The sequence below is a fragment of the Arthrobacter sp. 01T425 genome, assembly GCF_056398725.1.
In genome coordinates this window covers 403,758-428,530 of the sequence record NZ_JBFTPY010000001.1, presented here as the reverse complement: position 1 = coordinate 428,530, position 24,773 = coordinate 403,758, and the positions used below count along the sequence as shown (strand labels likewise).

Genomic DNA, 24,773 nt, shown 5'->3' with positions numbered 1-24,773 from the left:
CGCGGCCTCAGGCCTGCTGAACGTTGTCCTTGGCTTCTGCAGTCCGATCCTTGACGTCCTCCACAGCGGCCTGCCCGTCTGCCTTGAGGTGATCGGTTGCGTCCGCGGCAGTGGCCTTGACGTTCTCCATGGCTTCCTGGGCGGGCGCCTTGAGGCCTTCGGCCACGTGCTTGGCGGCGTCCGTCAGTTCCGTGGTGAGTGGCTCGGCCGCCGATTTGAGGGCATCAGCGGCTTCACGCTCCTTCTGGCTGGCCGGGATCAGGGAGGAAACGAGCAGGCCGGCACCGAAGGCGATCAGGCCGGCAGCCAGTGGGTTCCCCTGTGTGCTGTTCTTCAGCTGGCCCGGCGCGCCCGCAACTGCGGAGCCGGCGTCGCTCACATGCGAGCCGACGCTTCCGGTGGTGGAGTGGACGTGGTCGGCGGTGTGGTCTGCGGCTCCCATGACTTTATCCTTCACTCCGAAGACGGCGTCTTTGACGTTCTCTTTGACTCTGTCCGTCTGCCGCTGGACGATATGCGACGGCGTGACTTTGTCAGCGACGGCGTCCACGTTTGTGCCCAGGCGGGCACGGGTTGCTTCAATATCTGCTCGGATGACATCCGGGTTTTCACTCATCGTGTTTCCTCGCTGAATCTAGGAGTTGGGTTTTAGGGTGGGCGGGATTTCCTGGAGGGTTTCAGCCGTCCTCGGCATGCCCTTGATCGCGTTCAGTTCCTTGCGGCCCATGGCTGCCAGAACGGCGGCCACAACTGCCCAGATGACGGCGACAACAACGCCGGACCAGCCCAGTCCCATTACGATCCCCAGCGCCCACCAGAGCGCCAAAGACAGGAACAGGAGCACGAAATGGCCAGCGACGCCGGCGCCGGCGAGCATGCCGGTGCCTTTGCCTGCCCGGGTGGCGGACTGCTTAAGTTCGACCTTGGCCAGTTCCACTTCCTGTCGCATCAGGGTGGACATGTCCCGTGTGACCTCACCGAGGAGGTCACCCAGGGAAGTCGATTCAGCCTTTGCCTGCGCGGCTGTGGGGGGCATTTCGCTGCTCATCGACGGCCACCGTCAAAGGGGTCATCGCGCAGCGGATCAGCCTGCTGCAAGGGCTCACCGGCCACGGACTCTGAGGACCGGCGGCCCTGCCCGGCGTCGCGGAGCGGATCGGGGGTTCCCAAATCGGAGTCCAGCGGATTCGGCGGGTAGGTGTCGGCTAGGCCCGCCGTCGTGGTTTGCGGAGCGGGCATCTGTACCGGCGGCGGCGGAACCGCTACCCCGGTATCGGGGATCCGGCCGCCATTGGACGTGCCCGTAGCGGTAGCGCCCGTCGCTTCGGGGGCGCCGGCGCTCAAGCTGCGGCTGAGACGCCCGGCCAGAACACCGGCTCCGGCCGCGAGCAGGAGGAAGGTTCCCGGGCGCTGGCGGGCAAAGGACTTAACCTCGGTCAGCAGCGAACCCGGATCCCGGCCATCGAGCCAGGACGCAACAGCGGAGGACCGCTCGGCAGCTTGGCGGACAAGGTCGGTGGCCACGCCGGGCTGGTCGGAGGCGGCAGCCATGGAATGCAGTTCGCCGGCGACGGACCGCAGACCTTCGGCGACCTTCTGCTGCTGGGTTCCTGCCTGCTCGGTGAGATCGGACTTGGCCTGGTGAAGCAGGTCCCGGGCATTGGTCTTGACCTCGGCGGCAACGTTGACTGCCTCCGTCTTAGCCGTCTCGGCGACGTTCTGGGCAGCATCTGCCGCGTGCCGCGTTACGTCCGCAGCTTCGTCCTTGGCCGCTTCCTGTTTAGAGTCAGCGCGTCCCGTGCCTTGTGGGGGCACAACTCCAACGCCGGCGTACCGGTCCGGGGAAGCTTCGGGTGCTGCCTGGGCCCATGGGTTCTGTGTCATCGTTGCTCTCTTTCAGGAATGGTCCGCTTGGGATCGTGACTAGCGCTACCGGATGAAATTAGTAAGCACGGTTACTAACTAAATACTAAGCACACTTGCTATATGTCGCGCAAGGCCTCGATCGAAAATCGGACGGGCCGCCTCCCGCCCGCCTGGTGACGCGCGGCGCGCACTGCAAGCCGCGCGTGAAAAATAGTAAGCATACTTGCCAAAAAGGAGTCCGGCATGCATATGGTGGGGGTCCAGCGTCGGCGCTTTGTGCCGCCGTCGCAGGTAGCGTGACTTTCGTTGCCACCCAATCAGGAAGGTCGTCTTCGTGATCCTCGCCCGCGAGCCCCACGCCCGGGACGTTTACCGGCTTCTAACCGCAGCGGCCCGTTTAGTGCAACGCCTCCACGACGATGCCCTGGCGCCACTGGGATTGACGCGTGCCGCCGTCATCGCACTGGAAGCCGTGGCTCCCCGCCCCATGTACCAGGAACAGCTCGCCGCAAGAGTTCATGTCCAAAGCCAAACGCTCGGCCGCGTCCTTGCCCGGCTCGAGGACGCGGGTCTGGTCACCAGGACGCGCAACCCGGACGATCGGCGCCAATTTCAGGTCGAGATTACCGACGCCGGCACAGCCGCACTGCAAGCAGCCTCCCAGGCTGAGCGCGCAGCCGTTCCTGCCGACTTCGACGGGTGGGAGGCCCTGTCTGAGCAACTCGCCCGGTTTGTGGATTTCTTCCAGGCTCCACGGCCCGGCACCCAAGGCTCCACGACCGGGAACTCCAGGCTCGACGTGCCCTCCCCTGCCCAAGACGGCCTCCGGCGCCAATGAACTAGCCGCCCGCGGCTGGGTGCCTCTGGGCCTCCCCCGCCCGGCGCCCACGGGCAGTCGGCGCTTCCATTGCAGTTCGGACCGGCAAGGGGCGAGCAAGACAGAAGGCCCATGAGCCGGGTATTGCGCGTTACTATGCATGCTGATTAAATCGCCGTTACGGCCGCATTCCACGACCGGTCTACCGAAAGGAAGTACAAAGATGGGAATTCTCGCTTTTCTCATTCTCGGCCTTATCGCTGGAGCTATCGCCAAGGCGGTCCTTCCCGGCCGTCAAGGAGGCGGCTGGCTGATTACACTCGTTGTTGGCGTCGTGGGCGCAATCCTCGGAGGTTGGATCGGCTCGTTGATCTTCGGCGGAGGGCTCGCTGACTTCTTTGACCTGCGGACCTGGCTCCTCTCCATCCTCGGGGCCGTTATTGTGCTCCTGATCTATGGGGCTCTTGCCGGTCGGAGGACCAGGGCGTAGCAGCCTCGATCCTCCGGATGCAGGGCTGCCACTGAGGACGCCCTGCGACTTCTGTTAGACGGCTGCGGGCCGCTGCTGAAACACCCCGGGAGGAACCACCCGGCGTTTCTCGGCCCGCGCCGCCGAGTCCAACGGCATGACGGTTGACCTCATGCCGGGCGCCCGCCCGCAACGCTTCGTCGAGAACAAGCTTTGAAAGCCTCCGGGCGCAGCCCCGGCGGCCGGTTCCGCTGTCGTAAGTAGTAATCGCCAAAGCGGCAGAAGTCATTGCTCCGCGCGCATCCGACACCATGCGACCAGAGATGCTAAACAGCAAGGAGATAGACATGGACAACCTATTCCGCCGCACAGGCATCGACGTGCCCGAACCAGTCCGGCGCTTCCTGCAAGGCGAGACGGACACCTGGCTCAGGGTCGAGGAATACCGGGACGGAAACACCTTGGTGGTCAGAACCGATATCCCCGGCATCGACCCGGACAAGGACATCGATATCACCGTCACCGAGGGCAACTTGAATATCGCTGCCCGGCGCACCGAGCCCGCGCACAAGGATCAACCGGGTTACCGAAGCGAAGTGCGGTACGGCGAATATTCGCGAAGCGTCCCGCTGCCCCGCGGCGCGGACCCCGACACCGTCGAGGCCAGCTACATCGACGGTGTCTTGGAAATCCGCGCCCAGATCCCGGAGCAGTCCGGACCGTCCGCCACGAAAGTCCATGTCTCCCGCGGTGGAAACCAGTCACCGGAAGCACCAGAGAACTTCGTGACCTGAACGGCATTTTCGGCACTTGACTCGCCCGGCACCGACCAGCGACCACGGGCTCCTTCTGGCATGGCGTAGGGGGCCATCGGTATTCTTTCCGGTGCCCTGCGTCGCCACGGCCTCCGCAGCCCCCGCCTCCGAAAATTGCCACAGAGCGGAAACCATCTCATGACTATCAAGATCAACGACGCGGCGCTGCGTCATGCTCGGCAGCTCATCAAGGACTCGAGGTTTGCCCGGGATACCCGTGACGATTGGAGCGAGCACGCGCCCGACGCTGAGACAGAAAATGCATTCATCGACAAGCACGGGTACAAGGAGTACGGCACGTGGCATCTGGGCGAAGACGCCGAGAAGACGCACGACACGAAGGGGCGCTACAGCTTTCCCTTCGGTGATTTCCGCCGGCTGCATCGCTGCGCGATTCTCGCCATCGAGAGCCGGGCCGCCCAGAATAACCACGACGACGTCGCCGCCGCAGCGAAGTCCCTACTCGACGAACTGGACCAAGACTAGACCTGGGCCAGCACAATTCTCTTTCCGCCATCGCCTCGCGCAAGGCCCCACCTGTACGGCCCGGAATGCCCGCCGCGGGTGTCCTCACCGGGCCGTCTCCTGGGCGCCCGGGCTTCCCCCGTGTGCCCTCCGGCGGAGCCCAACCACCGGGAGATCACCTATTCATAAGGGGGCTTCCTAATCTAACCGGGCTCGTGATATAACACGAAAAACGGCGCAGGAGAACTCCCTGCGCAACGGGACCGGTCCCAGCCTCCTGATCGAATGGCGGCGCATTCCATTGGACATTTCCCACCGGCTCCAAGCCGGACTGGCGGTGGCGACAACGTTCATCCCCAGTCTGCGCTCCCTTTCGACTTCAGGCCCCCGCTCGCGAAGGTCTCGCGCAGGACCCCAACCTTGCCAGAACTGCGGGTCGGCCTCGGAAAACCTCAGCTGAGCGCACTGCCGACTAATCATCGCCCCCTCCCGTGGTTCGCATTGCCGCGTACGCTTCCCAAGCACCGGACAGCACCAAAGCGACCTGTCCGGTACCGGTCGGGCGACCCATCAAGGGCTCCCGATCGGACCCACTATTTCAACCTAAGAGATCCAAGGAGACGTCATGCTCACCACCGAACAAATTAACCGTCTGCTCAGCCAAGGCGCAAATGTCCTGTCGGGAGACGGAGAAAAGATCGGCTCCATCGGCCAGGTGTTCGTAGACAACGAAGCCGGCCAGCCCAGCTGGGTAACCGTCCGTACGGGCCTGTTCGGGATGTCCGAATCATTTGTTCCCCTCGAGGGTGCTCGGCTGGAGGGCAATGACATCGTCGTCCCGTACAACAAAAATCAGGTCAAGGACGCGCCAAGGATCGACGCCGATCGGCCTCTGGAGCCTGCCGAGGAAGACCGGCTCTACCAGCATTACCGGATGGACAGCGGACGCGCCTACACCGACGCGGATACAGCTGACGAAGCATCCGCCACACGACAGGACGCCTCCAGAACGGACCGCGCCGAGACCCGCGACGCCACCAGCCCAGCGGGATACGGCACAGCGTCACCCACCACCGACGCCGCAACGCCACCCACGACACGGCAGGAAACCCCCGAAACCGACCGCGCCGAAACCCGCGACGCCGCCGGCACAGCCGGATACGGCACCACCACGCCGGCCACCGACACCGCCCCTACCCCAGCCACACCACAGGACACCGATAAGGACCGCGCCGAAACCCGCGACGCCACGGGCCGGGGGCGCCTGCGCAAATACGTCACGACGGAAACCGTCACCAGGACGGTGCCAGTGCAGCGCGAAGAGGTTCGTATCGAGCGGGAACCGATTGCCGAGGAAGACCGCGACGAGGTCTCGAACCGTCCGGCCAGCGACGACGAGGTAATCCTTCACGAAGAGCGAGTCATAGTGACCAAGGAGACCGTCCCGGTTGAACGGGTCCGCATCGTTACTGAAACGGTCGCAGATGAAGTCACCATCCGTGAGAAGGTCCACAAGGAACACTTTGACGGCGAGGACAGCGAGGGATCAGAGGGCTCCGAGGGAACCGACGCCAGCCGCGGCTGAACATGCGGATTGTTTTAGATGCCCGGGGCAAGGGCTGCGACCCATAGCCCCGGGCATTTTGTTGTCGGAACGGGGGTGCGAGCGATTGGTGGCCCCCCGGCCACACCCCTCGGCCGGTTGGATTAACTGGATCCCCTGCCCACCGGTACGGCTATGGCCTCTCGCCTGCGGCAGTGCCAGTATGTTGGGAATCAGGCTGAACCACGGAGCCTGGCTCCGGGCGGAAAGGACTCGAGGTCATGACCTACATCAACAACTTCGGCGATGTGGGGCGCGGCGACGTCGCCGTGGCAGGCGGCAAGGGCGTCGGACTGGGCGGCCTCAGCCAGGGAGGGCTCCCGGTCCCGCCGGGGTTCGTGCTGAACACCGCAGCCTACGCGGACTATGTGACTGCCAACCATCTCGAGGCCGGCATCCATGAACTTGCCGTACTGTCGCCACACGCGGCACCACAGGACTACGAGGAAGCCTCGAACCGGATCCGCGCCCTTTTCACCAGCGGCACCATGCCGCACGCCATCGCGGCGGAGCTCGGCGCCGCCTACGGCAGGCTCGGCGACGGAGGCACAGCCGTGGCGGTGCGCTCCTCCGCCACGGCCGAGGACCTCGCCTCAGCCAGCTTCGCCGGGCAACAGGAAACCTACCTCAACGTCCGGGGGACGGAGGCTGTGGCCGCGGCCGTGACCGAGTGCTGGGCCTCCCTGTGGACGGCGCGTGCCATGGCCTACCGCGCCCGTGAAGGCATCGACCCGGACACGGTGCGCCTCGCCGTCGTGGTCCAACAGATGGTCGACGCCGAGGCCGCCGGGGTGATGTTCACCGCCAATCCGGCCAACGGGCGCCGCGACCAGACGGTGATCAGTGCCGCGTGGGGCCTGGGCGAGTCCGTTGTCAGCGGATCGGTCACCACGGACGACGTCGTCGTGGAAGCGGGGACGGGCCGTGTGCTGTCGCGCCGGACAGCTGACAAGGAGGTCATGACCGTCTACGCGGAGCGCGGCACCCTGGAGCAGCCGGTGACGGCGACGCGCCGCCGGCAGGCCGTATTGGACGACCCGGCGGCGGCTGAGCTGGCCGGCTACGGAACACGGATCGCGGAGCATTTCGGGACGCCGCAGGACATCGAGTGGGCACGCGCCGGTGGCGAGTTCTTCATCCTGCAATCCCGGCCCATCACCGCTCTGCCCGAACCGGCAGCCGACATCCCGGACACCTGGCCGGTGCCCTACCGGCACGGGCTCTACTTCCGGGCAAGCATCGTTGAACAGCTGCCCGATCCGCTCTCACCGCTGTTCGCCGACCTCATTGACGGCTCGGTGTCACGGTCGCTGAGGGCCCTGATGGCCGGCGCCGTCGGCAAGGAGGTCATCCGCGAGGACGACGTCGGGCTGCCCACTATCAACGGCTACGCCTATTACTACTACCGCAACTCGGGAATGTGGCGGGTGATGGGCAAGTCGCTGACGGCGATGCGTGCGCTGGCCCGTGGCAAGGCGCATATGGGAGTGGCCGGCTGGCGGGAATTTTCGCATCCCCGCTACGAGCAGGTGATCAAGGACTGGTCCGCGAAGCCCGTCGGGGATCTCTCCGGAGAGGAACTGCTGGCGGGTGTTCAGACGCTGCTTGACGCCGGCACGGTGTACTACACGGCCGTGCAGTCCATCATTCCGATCGCCGCAACAAGCGAAATCTCCTTCCGGGCCTACTACGACAAGTTCGTTCGGCGCGACGGCGATCCCCCCGCCCAGACCTTCCTCCTTGGTTACGACAGCGAACCCATCCGCGCAGAGAAGTCGCTATACGACCTCGCAGCCTGGGCCCGGGACGTCCCGGGGCTGGCCCCGGCGATCCTCAACGCCCCCACCGCTGCGCTGGCCGGGCCGCAACGCACCGGGTCCACGCCTGCCGGAGTGGACCCGGCACCCTGGCAGCAATGGCAGGCCCGCTTCCAGGAGCACCTCGGCCGGTTCGGCCATGCGGTCTATAACCTGGACTTCGTCAGTCCGGTGCCTGCTGACGATCCCTCGCCGCTGCTGGAGACCGTGAAGTTTTACCTGCGGGGACATGGCAATGACCCATACGAGCGCCAGCGGCTCTCGGCCGCCCGCCGCGAAGATGAAACCAGCCAAATCATCGCCCGGCTCGGGCCGCGGCGCCGGGCCGCATTCCTCCGGCTGCTTCGGTGGGCGCAAAATGCGGCTCCGATCCGCGAGGACGCCCTTGCCGACGTCGGACTGGCGTGGCCGCTGCTGCGGCGGATGCTGTTCGAGCTCGGACGACGGCTCGTCGGCTCCGCTGTCATCGCCGAGCCCGCCGACGTGTTCTGGCTGCGCCACCGAGAGTTGCGCAGCGCCGTCGAGTTCGGCCTTGCCGGGTCGGGCACACCGGCAGCCGTGGCAATTACCGGGGCAGACCGGCCCGTCCGCGCCGGCGCCGTCGAGGGGCGCAAGATGCTGTGGCGGGGCCAGGCCAAGGCCGCTGCCCCGCAGCTGTTGCCGGAGAGCCGGTGGATGGAGCGGGCCTTCGGCTCAATGATGCCGGCAGGCCCACAGGACCAGCTCGGCGACGCCATCAAGGGCGTCGGCGCCAGCGCCGGCCGGGTCACCGCCCCGGCCCGCGTCCTGAGGGGCCCGCAGGATTTCGGTCTGATGGAGCCCGGGGACGTCCTGGTAGCCCGCATCACCACCCCGGCCTGGACCTCGCTGTTCGCGATGGCCTCCGCCGTGGTGACCGACGTCGGCGGGCCGTTGAGCCACAGCTCGATCGTGGCCCGCGAGTACGGCATCCCGGCCGTGCTTGGCACCGGTGTGGCCACCCAGCGGCTCACCAGCGGCCAACGGATCCGCGTTGACGGCGACGCCGGCACCGTCACGGTCGCAGACTGACCGCGTTCTCAGGACAGTTCCCCGAGTTCCGCCGACCACGGAGGCCAGCCAGAATTTCAGCAGAACTGACGGCAACAGCGCGGGGTTCTGCACTCTCCGCCCCGGGGCGCGCGAGCTGGTCACCATGGCCCGGCGGTGGGCATCGGCGGTAGATTGTGGGCATGGGACAGGCTTCCTCGGGCCGCCGGGATTTATTCGCTGATCGGATCTTGGGCGTGGCGGAGTTCAGTCACGCGCATTGGTTTTTCGGCAATCTATATGAGGTCCTCGTCAAAATCCCGCACCGCGTCGCGGCGGCGGAAGCAAGCCGTGAACTGCCCCGCTCGCCCTTTGGGGCGGGAAGCCCGGGCCGTTATTACGCACCGATTGCACCGATCAATGCGCCGGCGGCAATCGGTGCCCTCGTGGCAGGCTGGAATCATGCCGACAACAGGCCATGGCTGCTAGTCGCTGCGGCCAGCTCGACGACGGGTGCGGCCGCGACCGCCTATCTGCTCCGGTCCATCAACCCCGACCTGTTCTTCAGCCCGCAACCGCTCAGTGAGACGCGCCGCAACCCCCTGCTGAAGCGGTGGTACAGGGTCCACGCCCTCAGGCTCGCCGCCAGCGCAGTTGCCCTGGCCGCCATCCACGAGGCCCGAACACTCCGGCTCCGAAACCGCGGATAATAGCCAGGCGCCGCAACCTGAAGGAGATCTTCATGGGCAAGCTGACAGTGACGGCTTTTTCCACTCTGGACAACGTCGCCGAGGAGCCCCAGCTCTGGTCGGGCCCGTTCTTCAGCGACGCCACCGTGGCCTACAACGAACAAGTTCTGGCCGGGGCGGATTCGATGCTGCTCGGCCGGGTCACCTATGACGGCTTCGCCGCCTCCTGGCCGTCGCGGTCGGGCGACTTCACCGCCGACACTTTCAACGCGATGCCGAAGTATGTCGTGTCGACCACACTGGACCACGCCGGCTGGAACAACAGCACGATTATCGCCGACGACATACCCGGCCAGGTCCGCGAGCTTCGCGAGCGGGAGAACGTGCTCGTGTGGGGAAGCCCGACGCTGACCAAGACGCTCATGGAGGAGAACCTCGTGGACGAGTACGTCCTGCTGGTCTCCCCCATCGTGCTCGGGCGTGGCAAGAAAATGCTGCCGGAGGACGGAACCCGGCACACATTGCGGATCGTCGAACTTGAACTCCTCGAAGGCGGGATGCTGGCCCTCCGAATGGCGCCGGCAGGGTCCTAAGGAGAGCACATCAGAGGATGCGCCTAGCTATCGCGCTTGGGTGCCGCCCGGACATGGGTGCGCTGACCTTGTTTGCCGATAAGGCTGAGGAATTCGACCGGACCGGCGCTGGTTGCGCCGAACCAGTGCGGGGTTCGGGTGTCGAACTCCACGGCTTCGCCGGGCCTCAGGATCAGGTCATGTTCACCGAGGACCAGGCGCAAGGTGCCATTGAGGACATAGGCCCAGTCGTAGCCTTCGTGGGTACGCAGCTGAGGCTCCTGCCCATCCCTGCCCTTGGGGAGGATGAACTTGTAGGCCTGAATGCCGCCCGGGCGGCGCGTGAGAGGCAAGATCGTCGACCCGTCCGGACCGGCGACGGGACGCAGATTGAGCCGGGGGTCGCCGGTCGGCGGCGCATCGACGAGTTCGTCGAGGGTTACCCCGTGCACGCGGGCCAGCGGGAGCAGCTGCTCGAGAGTGGGCCGCCGCAGGCCTGCTTCGAGTCTGGAGAGTGTGCTGGCGGAGATGCCTGTCTGCTCGGCGAGGTCTGCGAGGGTGACGTCCCGGCGGAGTCGCAGGCGCTTGAGGCGCGGCCCGACGGCGCTGAGTGTGTGGTCGAGATCGTCATTCATGAGGCTATTTTGCCATTCGGCAATACCGCTTGCACATCCACCTGCCGGCCCGGGAGCATGGAATCTGAAGGCACATCAGATCGCAAGGGGTTCCACATGGCCGGGACGGCAAAGACATCGCCAGGGGAAGCAGCGGGCGGACGCGACGGTGACGCGATGACGCACAGCTTCGACAAGGACTACTGGCAACAGCACTGGGAGCATGCCCACGATCCCGCCCAGGCAGATTCGGGAGGGGCTGCCCCGAACCCGCATCTCATCCGCGAAACCAGCGGAATCGCACCGGGAACGGCGCTGGATGCCGGGTGCGGGACAGGGGCAGAGGCGACCTGGCTCGCCGCGCACGGCTGGCAGGTCACCGGCGCCGACATCTCCGGCGCTGCCCTCGCCCAAGCGGCCGAGCGTGCCGAAGGGCAGTCTGTGTCCGGCGCGGTGACCTGGGTCGAGGCGGACCTGACGTCATGGGCACCGGGTGATCGGTTCGACCTTGTGACCACCCACTACGCTCACCCGGCGATGCCGCAACTTGCCTTCTACGAACGCATTTCGGATTGGGTAGCCCCCGGCGGCACGCTGTTGATCGTCGGGCACCTGCACGCTCCCGCCTCCCCGGGGCACGGGCACCGCCCTCCCCCGGAAGCGACTGTCACCCTCGCGGACATCACCGGGGGTCTCAACGCTGCCGTATGGAGCATCACGAGTGCCGAGGAGATCACGCGGACACTCCCCGGACCCGGTGACCGTGCGTTGCCGCTGCACGACGTCGTCGTGCGTGCCACCCGGCGCGGGTGACCTCACAGTTTCCGCCGCGCTGCACCCCCGGTGTTGCTCAGTCCGGCCGGCTGGCATCTACCGGGTAGGTCATGAACGCCGGCGTCTCGTACGGATGAACGGACAACGCGGCATTGACGACGGCGTTACGCCGGGAGCGGGGGAAAATGGCCTCGATCCGGGTTTCCGGCACCTCCTCGGGGGAACCGACGACGCCGACGGACGGGTTCGCGCCGGGCAACGGGGTAAAACGCCCGGTGCCGTCGAGGCTGAACGAGCAGTGGGAGTAATTGCCCAGCCTGCCCGCCCCGGCGTCGCCAATGGCCTGCCGGACCGCGGGCGCAGAGTTGGTGGGGACGTAAATGACCAGACAATCCATGGGCTCCATGGCAGAAAGTCTGCCACCGGGTGCCTCTCAGCGCCGAGGGTTCCAGCTAATCAGAATGTGGATGCTCCGGACCCGCCGAGCGGGTCCTCGCGCTCGATCTGGGCGACCTTCGGATCGTTCTCGTCGGCGCCGTAATCGGAGTTGCGCACGGTGTCCATGAACAAATGGCAAGGCCATGCAACACTGGTCGGATGCCGGCGTTCAGCATCCTCACATCCAACGAGTTTTCCGATGCCGAGGTTCTCTCGTTGTACGAATCTGTGGGGTGGGCCGCCTATACCCGGGATCCGGAACTGCTCGCCAGAGCGATCCGAAGTTCCTCGTTTGTCGTGACGGCCCGGACTGCGGATGGTGAGCTTGTTGGCCTCGCGAGGGTTGTGTCCGACGATGCGACCATCTGCTATCTGCAGGACATCCTTGTACGGCCGCCTTTCCAAGGCACGGGCGTAGGCCGGGCTCTGGTCGAGCACGTCACGGCACGATACGCGCATGTCCGGCAAACAGTACTCATCACTGACAATGAACCGGGGCAACGCGCCTTCTACGAAGCCATGGGTTTTACGGAGGGGTCGAACTTCGCTCCGGAACCCGTGCGTGTCTTCGCTCTATTTCGGTAGTCCCGGAGTTTCAGTTCGAAATGACTGGTATGTTCCAGGACCTTTCGTAATGAGCCGCTGCGAACTCCCCAGTGACCCTGCCCGGTGGGGCAGGACCGCGAGAGGTGCCTGTAAGAATGGGGCATGCCCCCGCCTAGCTTTCCGATCAGACGGTTGGCCGAAGACCCGGCCCACGTCCTCGACCGCCGTCGGTGGCCAGGCAACCTGCTCCCTGTCGCACAGGTTCTGGACCAAGGGCTCGACCTGACCCCGGCCACAATCTTCGTAGGCGAAAATGGGTCGGGAAAATCCACTCTCGTGGAAGCCATCGCACTGGCTTATGGCTTGTCTCCAGAAGGCGGATCTACAGGCGCCCGCCACAGCACCCGATCCACGGAGTCCATACTTGCCGATCACCTGCAGCTTGTCCGCACCGCCGGCGCCACAAGACGCGGCTACTTCCTGCGCGCGGAAACCATGCACGGCTTCTTCACCTACCTCGAGAAGAACCCGAGCACCGCGGGTCCGGACATCTCGTTCCACGACATGTCACACGGTGAATCGTTCCTGGAACTGGCCGTGGATCGTTTCCGGGGACCCGGATTGTGGGTGCTCGATGAACCGGAATCAGCGCTGTCCTTCGCGGGATGCCTCAGCCTCCTTGCGGTCTTGAAAGATCTCCTCGCCGAAGGCTCCTCGCAAGTCATCATGTCCACGCACTCCCCAGTTCTTGCAGCGCTTCCAGGCGCGCAGATTCTCGAAGTCGGCCCGTGGGGACTTCGGCAGCAGGAATGGTCGGACCTCGATCTGGTTTCCAACTGGCGATCATTCATGGACTCCCCCGAAAGATACCTGAGACACCTATAAGGCCGGCCCGGTCGGGGTTGAACTAACGGCGTCCCCGAACGGAAAATGCCAGACAACGCCACAGGGGAAAAACGAACCGCCGACCGCGGTCAACGCTCATGTCATGTGTCGAGCTTTCCAGACTTCCTTTGGGCGAGGCGCTGGAGTTGCCGTGCGTGAACGCCGCTCACCCAGTCCCACCCGGGAGCGGCCGATGGGCCGACCCGCGGGTCGCTGGGCTCATGGGCGTCACGCAAGGCGTGCACGTACGCCCGATCCTGGTCGATCCGTGCGTGTACCTGTTCAGCTCCGCCGACGGACCCGTGTCCGGGGACAAGGACATCGACGTCGCCCGCCACGCCCTCGAGCAGCCGCAGCGCGGCGAGGTAGTCCTCGATCGGGTCTTCGGTGTCGTTCAAGTCGAGCATCGGGATCAAAACATCAGAAAGCATGTCGCCGGCGACGAGAACCCCACGTTCCTCAATCAACAGCGCCGCGTGGCCCGGGGCATGTGCTCGATGCTCGAGAATGCGGACTTGGGGCCCATCCCAAGGAATCTGCACCGTCCCGACGGGCAGGCCGGTAATAAGGCCGAGGAGGTCCAGCGGTACCTGTTCGGGGATGCCGGCCGCCTTCGCGACCGCGTCCACTCCGCCCGACAGCCGATCCCGGGCGGTAGCCGCGCAGCGCGCGGTGCCGTAACGGGGAACCGCGCCGAGCCCGGCGTGCCAAAGCAGGTGGTCCCAATGAGGATGCGTCGAGAAGCCTGCCACAACGGTCTGGCCCGAATCGGACAGATCCTTCGCGAGGCAGTCCATTTCGTAGCCGTGCACCCCGGCGTCGATGAGCAACACGCCAGCCCGGCCCTTTACGACGACGGCGTTACTCTCGCAGAACTCGCTCTCGTGGATCAGCACACCCTCCGCGACCTGCCTCAACACGAGCTGGCCTCGTTTACATCGCGGACGGCGTGGTTGTCCCCCGGAACTTGCTCGACCCGCAGCTCGGCGGAGACATTCATCCAATGGTCGATGCGGCCCATCATCTCCTCTTCCTAACAGTGATAGGTTCTGCAACTCATATATTGAGGACTAAATACCTGTCAAGGAGGAATCGTGGAACCTCGGTCCCAGTACACCGTCGCCAGCTGGGGCCTCGGCTGGCGCACCAAGACGGTTGACCGTTTTGCTAGGATCGGACCAGTCTTTCGTCCCCTACCTTTCAGTTGGCGGCCGGTGGATCCCGGAAATGCGCGCCAGGGTGCTTCAGAGAAGGCCAGCGGAACTCCCGATCAACTCGCGCAGCGGGTGGGTAAAGATCCTGCTTCCACATCCCAGAGTTGAAGTTGAGGTTCACAGATGGTCATTCAGGATCGCGCGAAGGCCACCCGCGGTGCCATTGTCGTCGGTGCCGCTGCGGTCTTTGAGGAGCACGGCTACGGCAGTGCCAGCCTGACCCAGGTCTCTGAGACAGCCGGGGTGACCAAGGGCGCCCTCTATTTCCACTTTCAGTCCAAGGAAGATCTCGCCAGGGCGGTCATCGAGGAGCAGCATCGGATCGTCGTGGCCGAAAGCGAGAGCATCCTTGCCGGGGATTGGCCAGGCCTGACGGCAATGATCCTGCTGTGCCGCGCTTTCGGTCTTCAGCTCGTGCACGAGCCAGTTGTCAGGGCCGGCATCCGATTGACGTTTGAAGCGACGGCTTTTGGTCCGCCCGTGCGCGGCCCCTACGAGGACTGGATCGCCGTCATGGAGCAGCTTACCGAACGGGCCAAGGCAGAATTGCAGGTCCGGCCCTCCGTCGACGCCGGGACATTTGCCCGATACCTTGTTGCTTCGTTCACCGGGGTTCAGATGGTCTCCGGAGTACTTACCGACCGAGCGGACGTCATGCAACGGATCGAAGAGATGTGGGAGATCGTGCTGCCGGGGATCATGCATGACGATTTCAACGGTGACCCCCATGCTCTCTCCGGACTGGTTTCCGCTGGAAGCCCCAACCCGCCGCGGAATCCCACCCCACCAGCACCGTGACGGGCTCACACGGCCACCGAGTACTGCAGCCCCGGGCAGGTGGCGCCTTGCTTGCCATCCGCGGGACTTTCAGCGAGTCCACCTCCCATAAACCGGATGACCGCCTTGTTTTAGGGTGAGTGGTCATTTATTCTTGTCTCGGATCCATCGGGGACTCCGCTCGGAGAGCGGCTGTGTCGGCGCGCATTTTTTGGGGGGCGCCGGCACGGACCCCTGGCCTGGACTGTCCGCCATGGCGATCCAAACGTGACGGCGGCGGCCGCCGCCGTCACGTTTGAACTTGAACAGGCCTCCGCCTATGGTTGTGGGTGGCGCCCCGATGCATCCCCCAATAGCATCGGGGCGCCCCCATGTGCCGAGGCGTGAAGCGGGACGAGTGAGGCCGTTCGAGAGCCCTTCCCTAGGCCACTACCCACGCCAAAACTGCGCCGCTTACCGTCGAGACGCAATCTCAGAGGGGCAGTTTGAAGCCCACGTGCGACGCTTCGAAGCCAAGACGCTCATAGAACCGGTGTGCTGCGACCCTGGACTCGTCAGACGTGAGCTGAACCAGCCTTGCGCCACGCCGGCGCCCTTCAGCGATCGCCCACGTAATCATCGCCCCTCCAAGGCCGTTGCTCCGGAGGCTAGACCGGACCCGCACTGCCTCGATCTGCAGTCGTGTCGCTCCGCCTCTGGCGAGGCCGGGAATGAATGTCAGTTGCATGGTCGCAACCACTTCATTTTCGGTTGAGACAACTACGAGAAGAAGCTGCGCGGGGTCCGCATCAATTGCCTGGAAAGCAAGATCGTAGGGATGCCGGTGCTCGTCTGCAATCGAGTCGACAGAGGCCCGGAGCTGGTCGGCAGCCAGAAGCCCAACAATCGAAGCCACATCACATGATTGAGCTTTCCTGATGGTGAATGGGCCGCCAGGCAGTTCCAGTTCAGCGAGAGTCATTTCCCCAGTATTCCAGCCATCTCGAATCAGTCAGGCGCCGGCCTCCGTCGACTCGAAACTACGTGGTGAATTCTGGACTGCCGCTGGCCAAAAAGCCGCAGGCTGGAGCCACGCGACATTGCGGCTCCAACTTTCGGGCCACCGTTTCACGAGTCCATTTGGACGTTCGGAATATCGGGCCGGGAGCCCCAAGTGGCAAGGATCAGGCGATAGCGGACGGATTTCCGGGCTGCGTGGCGTTGGTCCGCCGGCGTGAGGCCAGCACGCCAATGATCGCGGTCATGACGACGACAAACGTTGCCAAAACTGACGCGTTGAGGACGAGCGAGAGTTCCATTTGGTGCGGGAGAAGCATGGATTCGTCCCACCCTGCATTGTCGGCGCGATTGATGAAGTCTGCGTCGATCGGATTCCACAGGATGGCCGCGACACTGGTTGCCACCAACGCGCAGAGACTGAGGGCCAGCTGGACGACGGACCATACTGACGGCTTTCCCTTGTGGCTTAACGGGCGTTTGTCCATAGCTTCCCCCTTTAGTGTCTGCAGTGGCCGTTGCGGCCGCCGTGAATGCATTGCCCGTTGCCCACCGCCGGGGCGGCGTCAGCCGGCCCGGTCGCTTCGATAAGCCCTGAGTGCGTCTTCTCTGATCCACTTTCGGGTCAGGAAAGCGTCCAGAACGCAAGAAACGCCGAGGATCGTCCAGGAAGTCCAAACCGGCGCAAGTCCGGCAATCACCAAGACCCCGACAGCAACAACGAAGCCGACGGAGACGTAGCCATAGATCCGGCGTGCACGGGTTGCAAATCGTGCCTCTTGCGTTTCGCGAAAGTAGTTCAGCATCAGTCCCCCAAGGTTCGAATCGGAGCCTACAGCACTGGCTGCACCAAATACCGAAAATGGGTGCGCGCCAGATACGGCTTTGACCCACACCATTTCTGAATCACGGAGTTATCGGGCGTGTCATCGGCACCGCTATTTGGTCTGCTCCTCTCCGCAGCACGTTAAGGATCCTGCACCGGCACGTCGGGTCGTCGAGATGCCTCGAACCGCGTCCCGTCTGGTTCGATGAGTGCATGGATCATTCGCAACTGAAGCTGTCCGCCCCGAAACTCAATGCGGGCGATCGAGTCGCGGTTCTCTCCCCGTCGTTCGCCGCCCCCGGGTTCGCCCCGGCCGTGCATGAGCAGGCGATGCGGCGGCTTACATCGGCTACGGGTTTGATTCCTGTGGAATTCCCGACGACGCGCAAGCTCGGATCCAGCCCCGAGGAACGGGCGGCGGACATCAATGCGGCGTTCGCCGATCCCAGCATCCACGCGATTCTCGCCACGATCGGCGGCGACGACCAGATCACGGTCGTACCTCATCTCGACGAGGCGGCCGTCCGGGCGAATCCAAAGATCTTCGTCGGATACAGCGACAACACCAACCTGCTGAACTGGCTGTGGTCACTCGGGATACGCGGATATTATGGCGGTTCGACCCAGGTCCACCTCGGCGCCGGACCGGGTGCTGACGACGTCCACCTCGCTTCCCTGCGGGCCGCGCTGCTCACTGGAGGCGAGCTCGAGATCACCGATCCCGGGGAGTCGGAGGACTTCGGGCCGGATTGGCTCGAGCCGCGGGCACTCGTCGACTACGGCGACCGCGAACCCACCGAACCCTGGACGTGGACAGGTCCCGAACGCACGGTCTCCGGTTACACCTGGGGTGGCTGCATCGAAGTCCTCGACCAGCTCGCCATCGCCGACAGGCTGCCCGCCGTCGACGCGCTCCGGGGCACAATCCTGATCCTCGAATCCAGCGAACTGCTGGTTCCCGCCGATTGGGTCAAGCGATGGGTTCGAGCGCTCGGCGAGCGTGGTGTCCTGGGGGCGGTCGACGGCGTGATGGTCGCCAGGCCTCCAGTCAGCAGCCACGGGCAGGTTCCGCCTGCCGCCGAACGGGCTCGGCTCCGCACCGCACAACGCGATGTGGTCAGCACCGAAATCGCACGATACAACCCGGACGCCGTCGTGTGCGTCGGGGTCCCCTTCGGACACACCCGGCCGCAGTGGATCCTCCCCTACGGCGGTCGAATCCAACTCGACGGCGAAGCCAGGAGGGTTACAGCCAGCTATGCCTGATCGTGGCAGGCAGTGCCGTGAGCACACGTCGGATCATCATCATTTCCTATGCGGTCGGACGCACGTTCTGATTTGACCGGAAGAGGTTGATGGGGTCGTATGCGGCTTTGACGGCGGCCAGCCGGTCGTAGTTGGCGCCGTAGGCTGCCCTCACCCGCTCCTCCCCTTCCTGGCCAAGATCGTTGACGTACACCCCGCTAGCAGCAAAGGGCTGCATCGCTTCGAAGAAGGCGCGGGCCCAGCCGACGTGTCGCTCCGTTTCTGCCGGATTGGACCACTGGGCCAGGATGAGGAGTTCGCTCTGTGACCGGCGATGGGGAAATGCCGTGGCCGCAGGGGGAACCCGAGCGGCCACACCGTGCAGTTGTTGCATTCCGATGCCGCTCGCCGTTGAAGGCATCTCGGCCGCAAACTGGAGCAGGACATCGATGGCGTCGGCGGTGAGGTCAGTCAAAAAGCTCGATTTCCAATAGTGGTGCCGGCCCGACGGAAAGCCGCCGTCGTGGGCGCTTTGCCAAACGCCAAAGTCGGTGGGCACCACCGCGTCCACATCTGGGCCGAGGTCGCGCAGGGGCCGGAGCGCCAGCTCCGCCTCATCATGCCCGCCGCTCCAGCAGACGCCGACGCCGAAGACAGGGCGTCCTGAGGCGTCACACCCCAGACTGGCCGACATCGAGAGTTCGTCGGGGCACGAAGCGGCGAATCCGGGATAAAAGCCCAGGACCTCCCTTGTCCGTTCGGCCGGGAATGAGAGCGCTCCGGCAAGAACCTGTCCGACCGGATGCAAACGATAGGTGAAAGACGTGACAACACCGAAGTTGCCGCCGCCTCCGCGGATGGCCCAATAGAGGTCTGCGTGTTGGTCGGGGCTCGCCGTCAGCAGCCTGCCATCAGATGTCACGATGTCGGCGGCCAGCACGTTGTCGCAAGCGAGCCCGTGTTTGCCGTTGAGCCAGCCGATGCCACCTCCGAGGGTCAAACCGGCGATGCCGGTAACCGACACGACTCCGAGCGGCGTGGCCAGGCCGTGCGCCTGGGTGGCGACGTCAAGGTCGGCCAGGAGCGCACCCGCTCCGGCCACGGCGACGCGCCGTTCGGCGTCGACCTGAACGTTCTTCATGCCGGAGCAATCCAGCATGAGCCCATGGGCGCCGACGGCGTTCCCTGCCACGTTGTGGCCGCCGCCCTTGATGGAGACAGGGAGATCATTTTCCCGGGCGAAGGTCACGGCACGGCGAATATCCTCGGCGTCGGCAGGGCGGACAATGACGTCCGGCCGGCGGTCAATCATCGCATTGAAGACCTTCCGGGCTTCGTCGTAGCCGGCGTCTCCGGGCCGGAACAGCCGGCCCCGGAGCGCCGAGCCCAGGCCATCGACGGCGGATGGGTCAAGCGACGGTGCGGAGGTCCCGAAAGCCACGCCACGGCACCTTTCTCGTTCGAGATCGTCAAGGACGCGCGCCGGCCGGCGGCGTCGCGCTCATTTGACCGTCAATGAGCCGTGCATGTTGGGGTGGTAGTTGCAGTGAAAGGCGTAGGTCCCCGGTTCGGAAGGTGCCTTGAATGTGGCCGTCCCGCCGTTTTCCTTGACCTCGACATCAAAGAGGGTCGCATTCTGGTCTGCGGTTACCGTGTGCTCTGCGGTGTCCATGTTGATCACCTTCACCTCCGCGCCGGGAGCCACCGCACCCGGTATCTCGTAGGCGAAGTTGCTGATCGTGATTGCGGCGGCGGCGGCGTTTGCCGCCCCGCTTCCCGGCCCCGAAGCGGTGGAGCCGGCCGGGGCAGACGGTTCCATCGACATGCTGGGCGAGGTCCCGGCGGTCGTGGCGGGCGCCGACGCCTGCGTTCCGCCGCCTCCGGCACAGCCGCTCAACCCGATCAGTACCGTCGCCAACACAAGTGCAGTCCGTGTCTTGTTGCTCGTCATGATGTGCCGTCCTCGACGCTGGAGGGGGCTGAGAAATCAGCCCGGCTTCCTTCCATTCTGCATCCGCCACCATCAAAAAGCACCGCTGAAAAGCTCCGACAGAGAGCACGGGCCATCAGGGCTGCGTCCTGGACTCTTGCAGGTAGGCCATGAGTCCGGCCAGTTGCTCAGGGGTCCAGGGCAGACCGGCACTGAGGGCAGTCCTATTGTCCTGCCACATGGAACGGGCAGCGGCTTTGGTCTCTTCGCCTGCGTGGAACATGGATCCGATCTCGTCCCATGCCGTGGCCCATTCCCGGATGGACGGATCGGATGCCGGCGTCCCGTTTTCGACGTGCCTGAGACCCTCCTCGACCAATGCGGCCCACCGGACTTTGGCGGCCTCGATGCTGTCGCTGCCAAGTTCGGCCCTGCGGCCGGCCAGTTCCTGGCGCTGTTCTGGGGTGAAGTAGTCTTCGAGCATAGTGATCATCTCCAAAGTTGCCATGAACTGTTCCGGCGCCGGCATGGCGGCCCCGTCGATGCGTGAAAGCAGGTCGCGTATCCGGTCCTGCACCGCCCGGACCTGCTCGGCGTGCAGGCGCAGGTGCAGCAACTGCCTTTCCAGGAGCGTGCGCAGCGAGCCCATGTCCTCGGCAGGGGTTCCCAGTGCGACGCCGATTTCGGCCAACGGGAGGCCGAGCATCTGCAGCGACCGGATCCGGTAGAGCCGCCGGACGTCTTTCTCGGTGTAGCGGCGGTGGCCGGAAGCCGTCCGCCGGCCTGCCGACAACAACCCAATCTCGTCGTAGTGATGGAGCGCCCTGACCGTTACGCCACACGCTTTGGCAAGCTCGCCGATGCTCCATTGATCCGCGGCACCGCTCGTCTCTGTCATGGGAACAACCGTAGATCCTCACCCCGCGTGAGGATCAAGACCCTACGCCGGCCCCGCGTGCCGGCCGCCGGCCCCGTCCCGTCCCGTCCGGTCAGCCCGTCTTCCCGGCGTCAGCCAGCCTTCCCGACGTCGGCCAGCCGGTTGTTCAGCCGGTCCACCTCGTCGAGGACTTCGGTCGCCGCCCAGGCACGGCTGCGCTTGGACTGGGTGACGGGGGTAATGACCCCGGCGGCGGAGAGCCGCTGCAGTGCGGCGTACACGGAGCTTTCGGCGACGCCGGCAATGTGGGCTGCGCTGTGGGCCTCGAACACGGGCCGCTCCAGCAGCCACGGAATGATCTTCTCGTCCGCGGATCCTCTGCGTGGCCTGGCCAGCTCCAGCCACATCGCCGGCAGCGCATCGAGGGCGGCGACGGATTCGCGGGCAGCATCCGAGGCACGGACAGCGGAACGGGCCAGGTAGAGCACGAACGGATCGGCATCACCGGAGCGGTAGTTATTGACCAGGCTGAAGTAGGTGTCGACGTCGGCGACCATCGCCGACGCGATAGGGGTGACGGTGTTCCTGGTGAGCCCACGACGCCGGGAAATCGCACCGATGAGTGCCCGCCCAATCCGGCCGTTGCCGTCCGTGAACGGGTGGATGGACTCGAAGTGGGCGTGCGCGATTGCCGCCTGCGCCATGATCGGCACGTCGCGGCGGTTGCAGAAGACCATCAGGTCTTCCATCAGGTCCGGCACGAGCTCCGGCGGGGGCGGGACGTGGATGGCGCCGCGTGGTGAATGGTCACTGCCACCGATCCAGTTCTGAACCTCCCTGAACCGGCCGGCGTGTGGGCCGTCCATCGGGTCGTCCTTCATGAGCGTGCGATGGGCGGCCAGCATTGCCTCCAGCCGGATCTCGCCGGTTCGCCCGGCGTCGTCGATCATTCCTTGTACGGCGTCGGCGGCCGCCACCATGGAGCGGGCGTCGTCACTGGCCTTGAGCCCGATCATGGCCCGGGCGTAGTCGTCGCGGTTGGCGTTGACGTGCTCGATTTTGGAGGAGGAGACCGCCTCGCTGCGGAGCAGGAACCCGCTAATGGCGGCCATCCGCGTGCCGGCGGTGACGTCCAGGGACGCGATGGCGACGGCGGCCTCTTCCAGGGCGACGATGGTCTCACGCCCCGGATCGAACCAGCTCCCGGCGATCAAGGGTGGCAGCGAGACCACCACCTCGGTGAATTCCCGGTCTTCGCGCGGCGGCCGCCCGGACGACTTCCAGGGCATCATCTTGCTGCCGTGCGCGGGCCAGCGGGTCATGGATCCTCCGGAAGTCTAAATAGTCACCCTACTATTTAGATTTTAGGGGCTAAACATGAATAACGCGACGCGTGCTTCGGAAAACCTGCCCTGGCGGGGCGCGCTGCCCTCGATCGTCCAGCCCTAGGAGCCGGCTTCCCTCACGTCCGGCCGCGTGGCTTCCTGCAGCACCCAGCGGTTGCCATCCGGGTCGCTGAAGTAGGCGAAGGCGATTCCACCCATGTCCTGGACTTCGCTGATTTCCGCTCCCCGCCGAAGCAGCTCAGCCCGCGTGGACGCCATATCGGGGACCACCAATTGCAGGCCCTCCAGGCTGCCCGGCGGCATGCTGGTCATTCCGGTACCGACGACGATAGAGGCGGCGGAGCCCGGTGGCGTGAGTTGCACGACCCTCATTCCCGGGATGTATTCGACGTCGTGGTCCAGAACGAACCCGAGCCGGTCCGTATAGAACGACTTGGCCTGGTCCACATCACTGACCGGTACTTGCACTACCTCGAGGCGCATCTCCATGCGGCTCACAGTACCCCTGTTTCCAGCTGCGCACAGGCCGTGGATCAAAGGCGCGCCCTACAGGTGATGCCAGATTCTTGTCGGACACCGCGGAGTGGAACGTGCAACCTGCGGCGTACAGGAAGCATCCGATGGAGCGCCCGGGTAGTACCCAGGTACCACTTGTCCCTGTTCAGGAGTGTCCTCGGGGCCGATGTGTGTGGATTGGGCGATCCGTAGCGTGAAAGAACAACGCTGGGGACATGGACGGCACAAGCCCCGCAACTTCACACGGAATCGAGACTCACTCATGGCTCCCCTCTCTGGACGACTCCTTCACGCCGCTCTCTCGGTTGGCCTGTCCCTCTTAGCTGTGACCGCGATGGCTTTCGCGGGCGCGGTGGTGGCGGACGCGCAAAGTCACGTCCGCCCCGCCGCTCAAGAACTGACCAACCTGCCCACGAACCGGCCCTCCTCTTCCGGCGCGATAGTTGTCGCCGTTGTCCTGGGATCGTCAGGCACCGTGGGAAGTGACGTTCTGGCCCCCTACGAAGTGTTTGCCAGTTCCCCGGATTTTTCGGTCTACACAATCGCAGCGCGGGCCGTCCCTGCCGCCGTCGACGGGGGTCCGGCGATTGTGCCCACGTACACGTTCGAGGACATCCGTTCGGGCAGGGCGCGGCAGCCTGACCTGGTGGTGGTCCCGGCCGTCGGCGCCCCGGAGAGCACAAAAGAAGCACCCATGCGGGACTGGATCGCGGAACAAGCGGGGCGCGGCGCCCGCATCCTTGGCGTGTGCAGCGGATCAATGGTCCTGGCCGAAGCCGGTGTGCTGGACGGGCGTAAGGCTACGAGCCACTGGTCCCGCCTGGGTGCGCTCAAGCGGAGCCATCCCGAGGTCCAATGGATGGGAGGCCTGCGATTCGTTCAGGACGGCAGGATCACCACCACGGCCGGTGTGTCTTCCGGCATCCCCGGTGCCCTGAAAGTCTTGGAGGACCTGGCCGGCACGGCCGAAGCCGAGCGAGTCGGCCGGCTGATGAATTACCCGGGTTGGCAGGTGGCGGCGGCAGCCCAGATACCTGACCAGTCCTTCGCCGCCTCGGATATTCCCGTCGGGCTCAACGCCCTCCTCCCCTGGTTCCGGCCGACGATCGCCGTCGGCCTCTTCAACGGGGTGGGTGAAATCGACGTCGCCAGCGCATTCGAGGTCTACAACATGTCATTCGCTGCCCGGACGGTGGCGGTTGCCGCCACGGACACGGTCACCACCAAACACGGGATGATTCTCCTGACCGTCCCGGAACACGAGGCACCTCCGGTGGACAACGTCATTGCCCCTGGCGCGGCTGGGGACGAGGGCATTGATCCGCAATTGCGCGGCTGGGCCGCGTCCCGCGACATTCCCGTGGATGCTTTTGCTGGCGCCGGCGGGGTGCTCGGGTTCGACGGCGCCATCACGTATCTGGCGCAGCACACCGACCGTACAACCGCTGTATCGGCAGCTAAGATGATCGACTACCCGACGGCGCACCTCAACCTTCCGGCCGGAGAAGCTTCTGGCCGGGTTCCCGGACTGATCGCGCTCGGCCTCCTGCTCGCCACCTTGATCGGTTCAATCCCAGCGGTCATTCGAAGCGCCATCCGGCGCCGAAGGGAAGGGCGCGGCTAGCGGGTCCCGTAATTGCCTCGGATTCACGAATATGCTCTCCACAG

General features: G+C 65.1%; 28 protein-coding genes. 14 read left to right on the top strand and 14 right to left on the bottom strand.

Annotated features, from left to right (window positions below; all coding sequences use genetic code 11):
* Positions 1–7 precede the first annotated feature (7 nt).
* The 3 genes from AC1DNG_RS02055 to AC1DNG_RS02045 are packed head-to-tail and all read right to left on the bottom strand — an operon-like array spanning position 8 to position 1,884.
* On the bottom strand, positions 8–616 hold the full coding sequence (locus AC1DNG_RS02055; protein ID WP_476870861.1) for a DUF3618 domain-containing protein: 609 nt from the start codon (positions 614–616) through the stop codon (positions 8–10).
* A gap of 18 nt (positions 617–634) precedes the next feature.
* On the bottom strand, positions 635–1,036 hold the full coding sequence (locus tag AC1DNG_RS02050; RefSeq protein ID WP_043435594.1) for a phage holin family protein: 402 nt from the start codon (positions 1,034–1,036) through the stop codon (positions 635–637).
* Between the two features lie 8 nt (positions 1,037–1,044).
* Entirely contained in the window at positions 1,045–1,884 is an 840-nt protein-coding gene (locus AC1DNG_RS02045; protein ID WP_476870862.1) for an ATP synthase subunit B family protein, read from the bottom strand.
* A 316-nt stretch (positions 1,885–2,200) separates the two neighbouring features.
* On the opposite strand from AC1DNG_RS02045, the gene AC1DNG_RS02040 reads away from it, so the two are divergent.
* The 8 genes from AC1DNG_RS02040 (at position 2,201) to AC1DNG_RS02005 (ending at position 10,142) form a co-directional block, all read left to right on the top strand.
* Positions 2,201–2,704, top strand: coding sequence for a MarR family winged helix-turn-helix transcriptional regulator (locus tag AC1DNG_RS02040; protein ID WP_476855806.1), 504 nt, complete (start codon positions 2,201–2,203; stop codon positions 2,702–2,704).
* A gap of 202 nt (positions 2,705–2,906) precedes the next feature.
* Complete coding sequence (locus AC1DNG_RS02035) at positions 2,907–3,173, top strand: GlsB/YeaQ/YmgE family stress response membrane protein (protein WP_028276267.1); 267 nt, start codon at positions 2,907–2,909, stop codon at positions 3,171–3,173.
* A 326-nt stretch (positions 3,174–3,499) separates the two neighbouring features.
* A complete protein-coding gene (locus AC1DNG_RS02030; RefSeq protein WP_476849222.1) occupies positions 3,500–3,946 on the top strand; it encodes an Hsp20/alpha crystallin family protein in 447 nt (148 codons plus the stop codon).
* A gap of 159 nt (positions 3,947–4,105) precedes the next feature.
* Positions 4,106–4,453, top strand: coding sequence for a hypothetical protein (locus tag AC1DNG_RS02025; RefSeq protein WP_476858480.1), 348 nt, complete (start codon positions 4,106–4,108; stop codon positions 4,451–4,453).
* 604 nt (positions 4,454–5,057) lie between these two features.
* Positions 5,058–6,017, top strand: a complete 960-nt coding sequence (locus AC1DNG_RS02020) for a PRC and DUF2382 domain-containing protein (protein WP_476886504.1) — start codon at positions 5,058–5,060, stop codon at positions 6,015–6,017.
* 239 nt (positions 6,018–6,256) lie between these two features.
* Positions 6,257–8,902 carry a PEP/pyruvate-binding domain-containing protein gene (locus AC1DNG_RS02015; RefSeq protein WP_476886503.1) on the top strand — a complete coding sequence of 882 codons (2,646 nt, stop codon included), beginning with the start codon at positions 6,257–6,259 and terminating at the stop codon, positions 8,900–8,902.
* Between the two features lie 215 nt (positions 8,903–9,117).
* Positions 9,118–9,570 (top strand): hypothetical protein, encoded by a 453-nt coding sequence (locus tag AC1DNG_RS02010; protein ID WP_476872465.1) that lies wholly within the window; start codon positions 9,118–9,120, stop codon positions 9,568–9,570.
* Positions 9,571–9,602: 32 nt separating this feature from the next.
* On the top strand, positions 9,603–10,142 hold the full coding sequence (locus AC1DNG_RS02005; protein WP_476855802.1) for a dihydrofolate reductase family protein: 540 nt from the start codon (positions 9,603–9,605) through the stop codon (positions 10,140–10,142).
* Between the two features lie 23 nt (positions 10,143–10,165).
* Here the strand turns inward: AC1DNG_RS02005 and AC1DNG_RS02000 are convergent, their stop codons facing one another.
* The gene (locus AC1DNG_RS02000; protein WP_459384676.1) at positions 10,166–10,756 is read right to left on the bottom strand and encodes a helix-turn-helix domain-containing protein; all 591 of its coding nucleotides are present in this window, start codon (positions 10,754–10,756) and stop codon (positions 10,166–10,168) included.
* A 96-nt stretch (positions 10,757–10,852) separates the two neighbouring features.
* Here AC1DNG_RS02000 and AC1DNG_RS01995 point away from each other — a divergent pair, with 96 nt between their 5' ends.
* The gene (locus AC1DNG_RS01995) at positions 10,853–11,548 is read left to right on the top strand and encodes a class I SAM-dependent methyltransferase (protein WP_476872464.1); all 696 of its coding nucleotides are present in this window, start codon (positions 10,853–10,855) and stop codon (positions 11,546–11,548) included.
* A gap of 37 nt (positions 11,549–11,585) precedes the next feature.
* Here AC1DNG_RS01995 and AC1DNG_RS01990 read toward each other — a convergent pair whose 3' ends face one another.
* Positions 11,586–11,915, bottom strand: a complete 330-nt coding sequence (locus AC1DNG_RS01990; RefSeq protein ID WP_476872463.1) for a hypothetical protein — start codon at positions 11,913–11,915, stop codon at positions 11,586–11,588.
* Positions 11,916–12,106: 191 nt separating this feature from the next.
* On the opposite strand from AC1DNG_RS01990, the gene AC1DNG_RS01985 reads away from it, so the two are divergent.
* On the top strand, positions 12,107–12,532 hold the full coding sequence (locus tag AC1DNG_RS01985; RefSeq protein WP_476855800.1) for a GNAT family N-acetyltransferase: 426 nt from the start codon (positions 12,107–12,109) through the stop codon (positions 12,530–12,532).
* 123 nt (positions 12,533–12,655) lie between these two features.
* Positions 12,656–13,378: an AAA family ATPase gene (locus AC1DNG_RS01980; RefSeq protein ID WP_476872462.1), complete on the top strand. Its 723-nt coding sequence runs from the start codon at positions 12,656–12,658 to the stop codon at positions 13,376–13,378.
* 101 nt (positions 13,379–13,479) lie between these two features.
* On the opposite strand, the gene AC1DNG_RS01975 is transcribed toward AC1DNG_RS01980, so the two are convergent.
* Positions 13,480–14,274, bottom strand: coding sequence for an MBL fold metallo-hydrolase (locus AC1DNG_RS01975; RefSeq protein ID WP_476872461.1), 795 nt, complete (start codon positions 14,272–14,274; stop codon positions 13,480–13,482).
* 441 nt (positions 14,275–14,715) lie between these two features.
* Here AC1DNG_RS01975 and AC1DNG_RS01970 point away from each other — a divergent pair, with 441 nt between their 5' ends.
* On the top strand, positions 14,716–15,390 hold the full coding sequence (locus tag AC1DNG_RS01970; RefSeq protein WP_476870871.1) for a ScbR family autoregulator-binding transcription factor: 675 nt from the start codon (positions 14,716–14,718) through the stop codon (positions 15,388–15,390).
* A gap of 451 nt (positions 15,391–15,841) precedes the next feature.
* Here the strand turns inward: AC1DNG_RS01970 and AC1DNG_RS01965 are convergent, their stop codons facing one another.
* The 3 genes from AC1DNG_RS01965 to AC1DNG_RS01955 all read right to left on the bottom strand — a co-directional run bounded on the left by AC1DNG_RS01965 (position 15,842) and on the right by AC1DNG_RS01955 (position 17,264).
* Entirely contained in the window at positions 15,842–16,330 is a 489-nt protein-coding gene (locus tag AC1DNG_RS01965) for a GNAT family N-acetyltransferase (RefSeq protein WP_476849240.1), read from the bottom strand.
* A 202-nt stretch (positions 16,331–16,532) separates the two neighbouring features.
* Positions 16,533–16,853, bottom strand: a complete 321-nt coding sequence (locus AC1DNG_RS01960; protein WP_476886502.1) for a hypothetical protein — start codon at positions 16,851–16,853, stop codon at positions 16,533–16,535.
* A gap of 78 nt (positions 16,854–16,931) precedes the next feature.
* The gene (locus AC1DNG_RS01955) at positions 16,932–17,264 is read right to left on the bottom strand and encodes a hypothetical protein (protein ID WP_476849242.1); all 333 of its coding nucleotides are present in this window, start codon (positions 17,262–17,264) and stop codon (positions 16,932–16,934) included.
* Positions 17,265–17,404: 140 nt separating this feature from the next.
* Between AC1DNG_RS01955 and AC1DNG_RS01950 the strand changes: the two genes are divergently transcribed.
* On the top strand, positions 17,405–18,457 hold the full coding sequence (locus tag AC1DNG_RS01950; protein WP_476849243.1) for a S66 family peptidase: 1,053 nt from the start codon (positions 17,405–17,407) through the stop codon (positions 18,455–18,457).
* 46 nt (positions 18,458–18,503) lie between these two features.
* Here the strand turns inward: AC1DNG_RS01950 and AC1DNG_RS01945 are convergent, their stop codons facing one another.
* The 5 genes from AC1DNG_RS01945 to AC1DNG_RS01925 all read right to left on the bottom strand — a co-directional run bounded on the left by AC1DNG_RS01945 (position 18,504) and on the right by AC1DNG_RS01925 (position 23,078).
* Positions 18,504–19,877: an FAD-binding oxidoreductase gene (locus AC1DNG_RS01945; protein WP_476886501.1), complete on the bottom strand. Its 1,374-nt coding sequence runs from the start codon at positions 19,875–19,877 to the stop codon at positions 18,504–18,506.
* Between the two features lie 60 nt (positions 19,878–19,937).
* A complete protein-coding gene (locus AC1DNG_RS01940; protein ID WP_230009278.1) occupies positions 19,938–20,387 on the bottom strand; it encodes a cupredoxin domain-containing protein in 450 nt (149 codons plus the stop codon).
* 115 nt (positions 20,388–20,502) lie between these two features.
* Positions 20,503–21,264, bottom strand: coding sequence for a MerR family transcriptional regulator (locus AC1DNG_RS01935; protein WP_476886500.1), 762 nt, complete (start codon positions 21,262–21,264; stop codon positions 20,503–20,505).
* 110 nt (positions 21,265–21,374) lie between these two features.
* Positions 21,375–22,565 carry a Fic family protein gene (locus AC1DNG_RS01930; RefSeq protein WP_476855790.1) on the bottom strand — a complete coding sequence of 397 codons (1,191 nt, stop codon included), beginning with the start codon at positions 22,563–22,565 and terminating at the stop codon, positions 21,375–21,377.
* A gap of 123 nt (positions 22,566–22,688) precedes the next feature.
* Positions 22,689–23,078 carry a VOC family protein gene (locus AC1DNG_RS01925; RefSeq protein WP_476855789.1) on the bottom strand — a complete coding sequence of 130 codons (390 nt, stop codon included), beginning with the start codon at positions 23,076–23,078 and terminating at the stop codon, positions 22,689–22,691.
* Between the two features lie 361 nt (positions 23,079–23,439).
* On the opposite strand from AC1DNG_RS01925, the gene AC1DNG_RS01920 reads away from it, so the two are divergent.
* Positions 23,440–24,729 (top strand): DJ-1/PfpI family protein, encoded by a 1,290-nt coding sequence (locus AC1DNG_RS01920; RefSeq protein ID WP_476886666.1) that lies wholly within the window; start codon positions 23,440–23,442, stop codon positions 24,727–24,729.
* Positions 24,730–24,773: the final 44 nt, after the last annotated feature.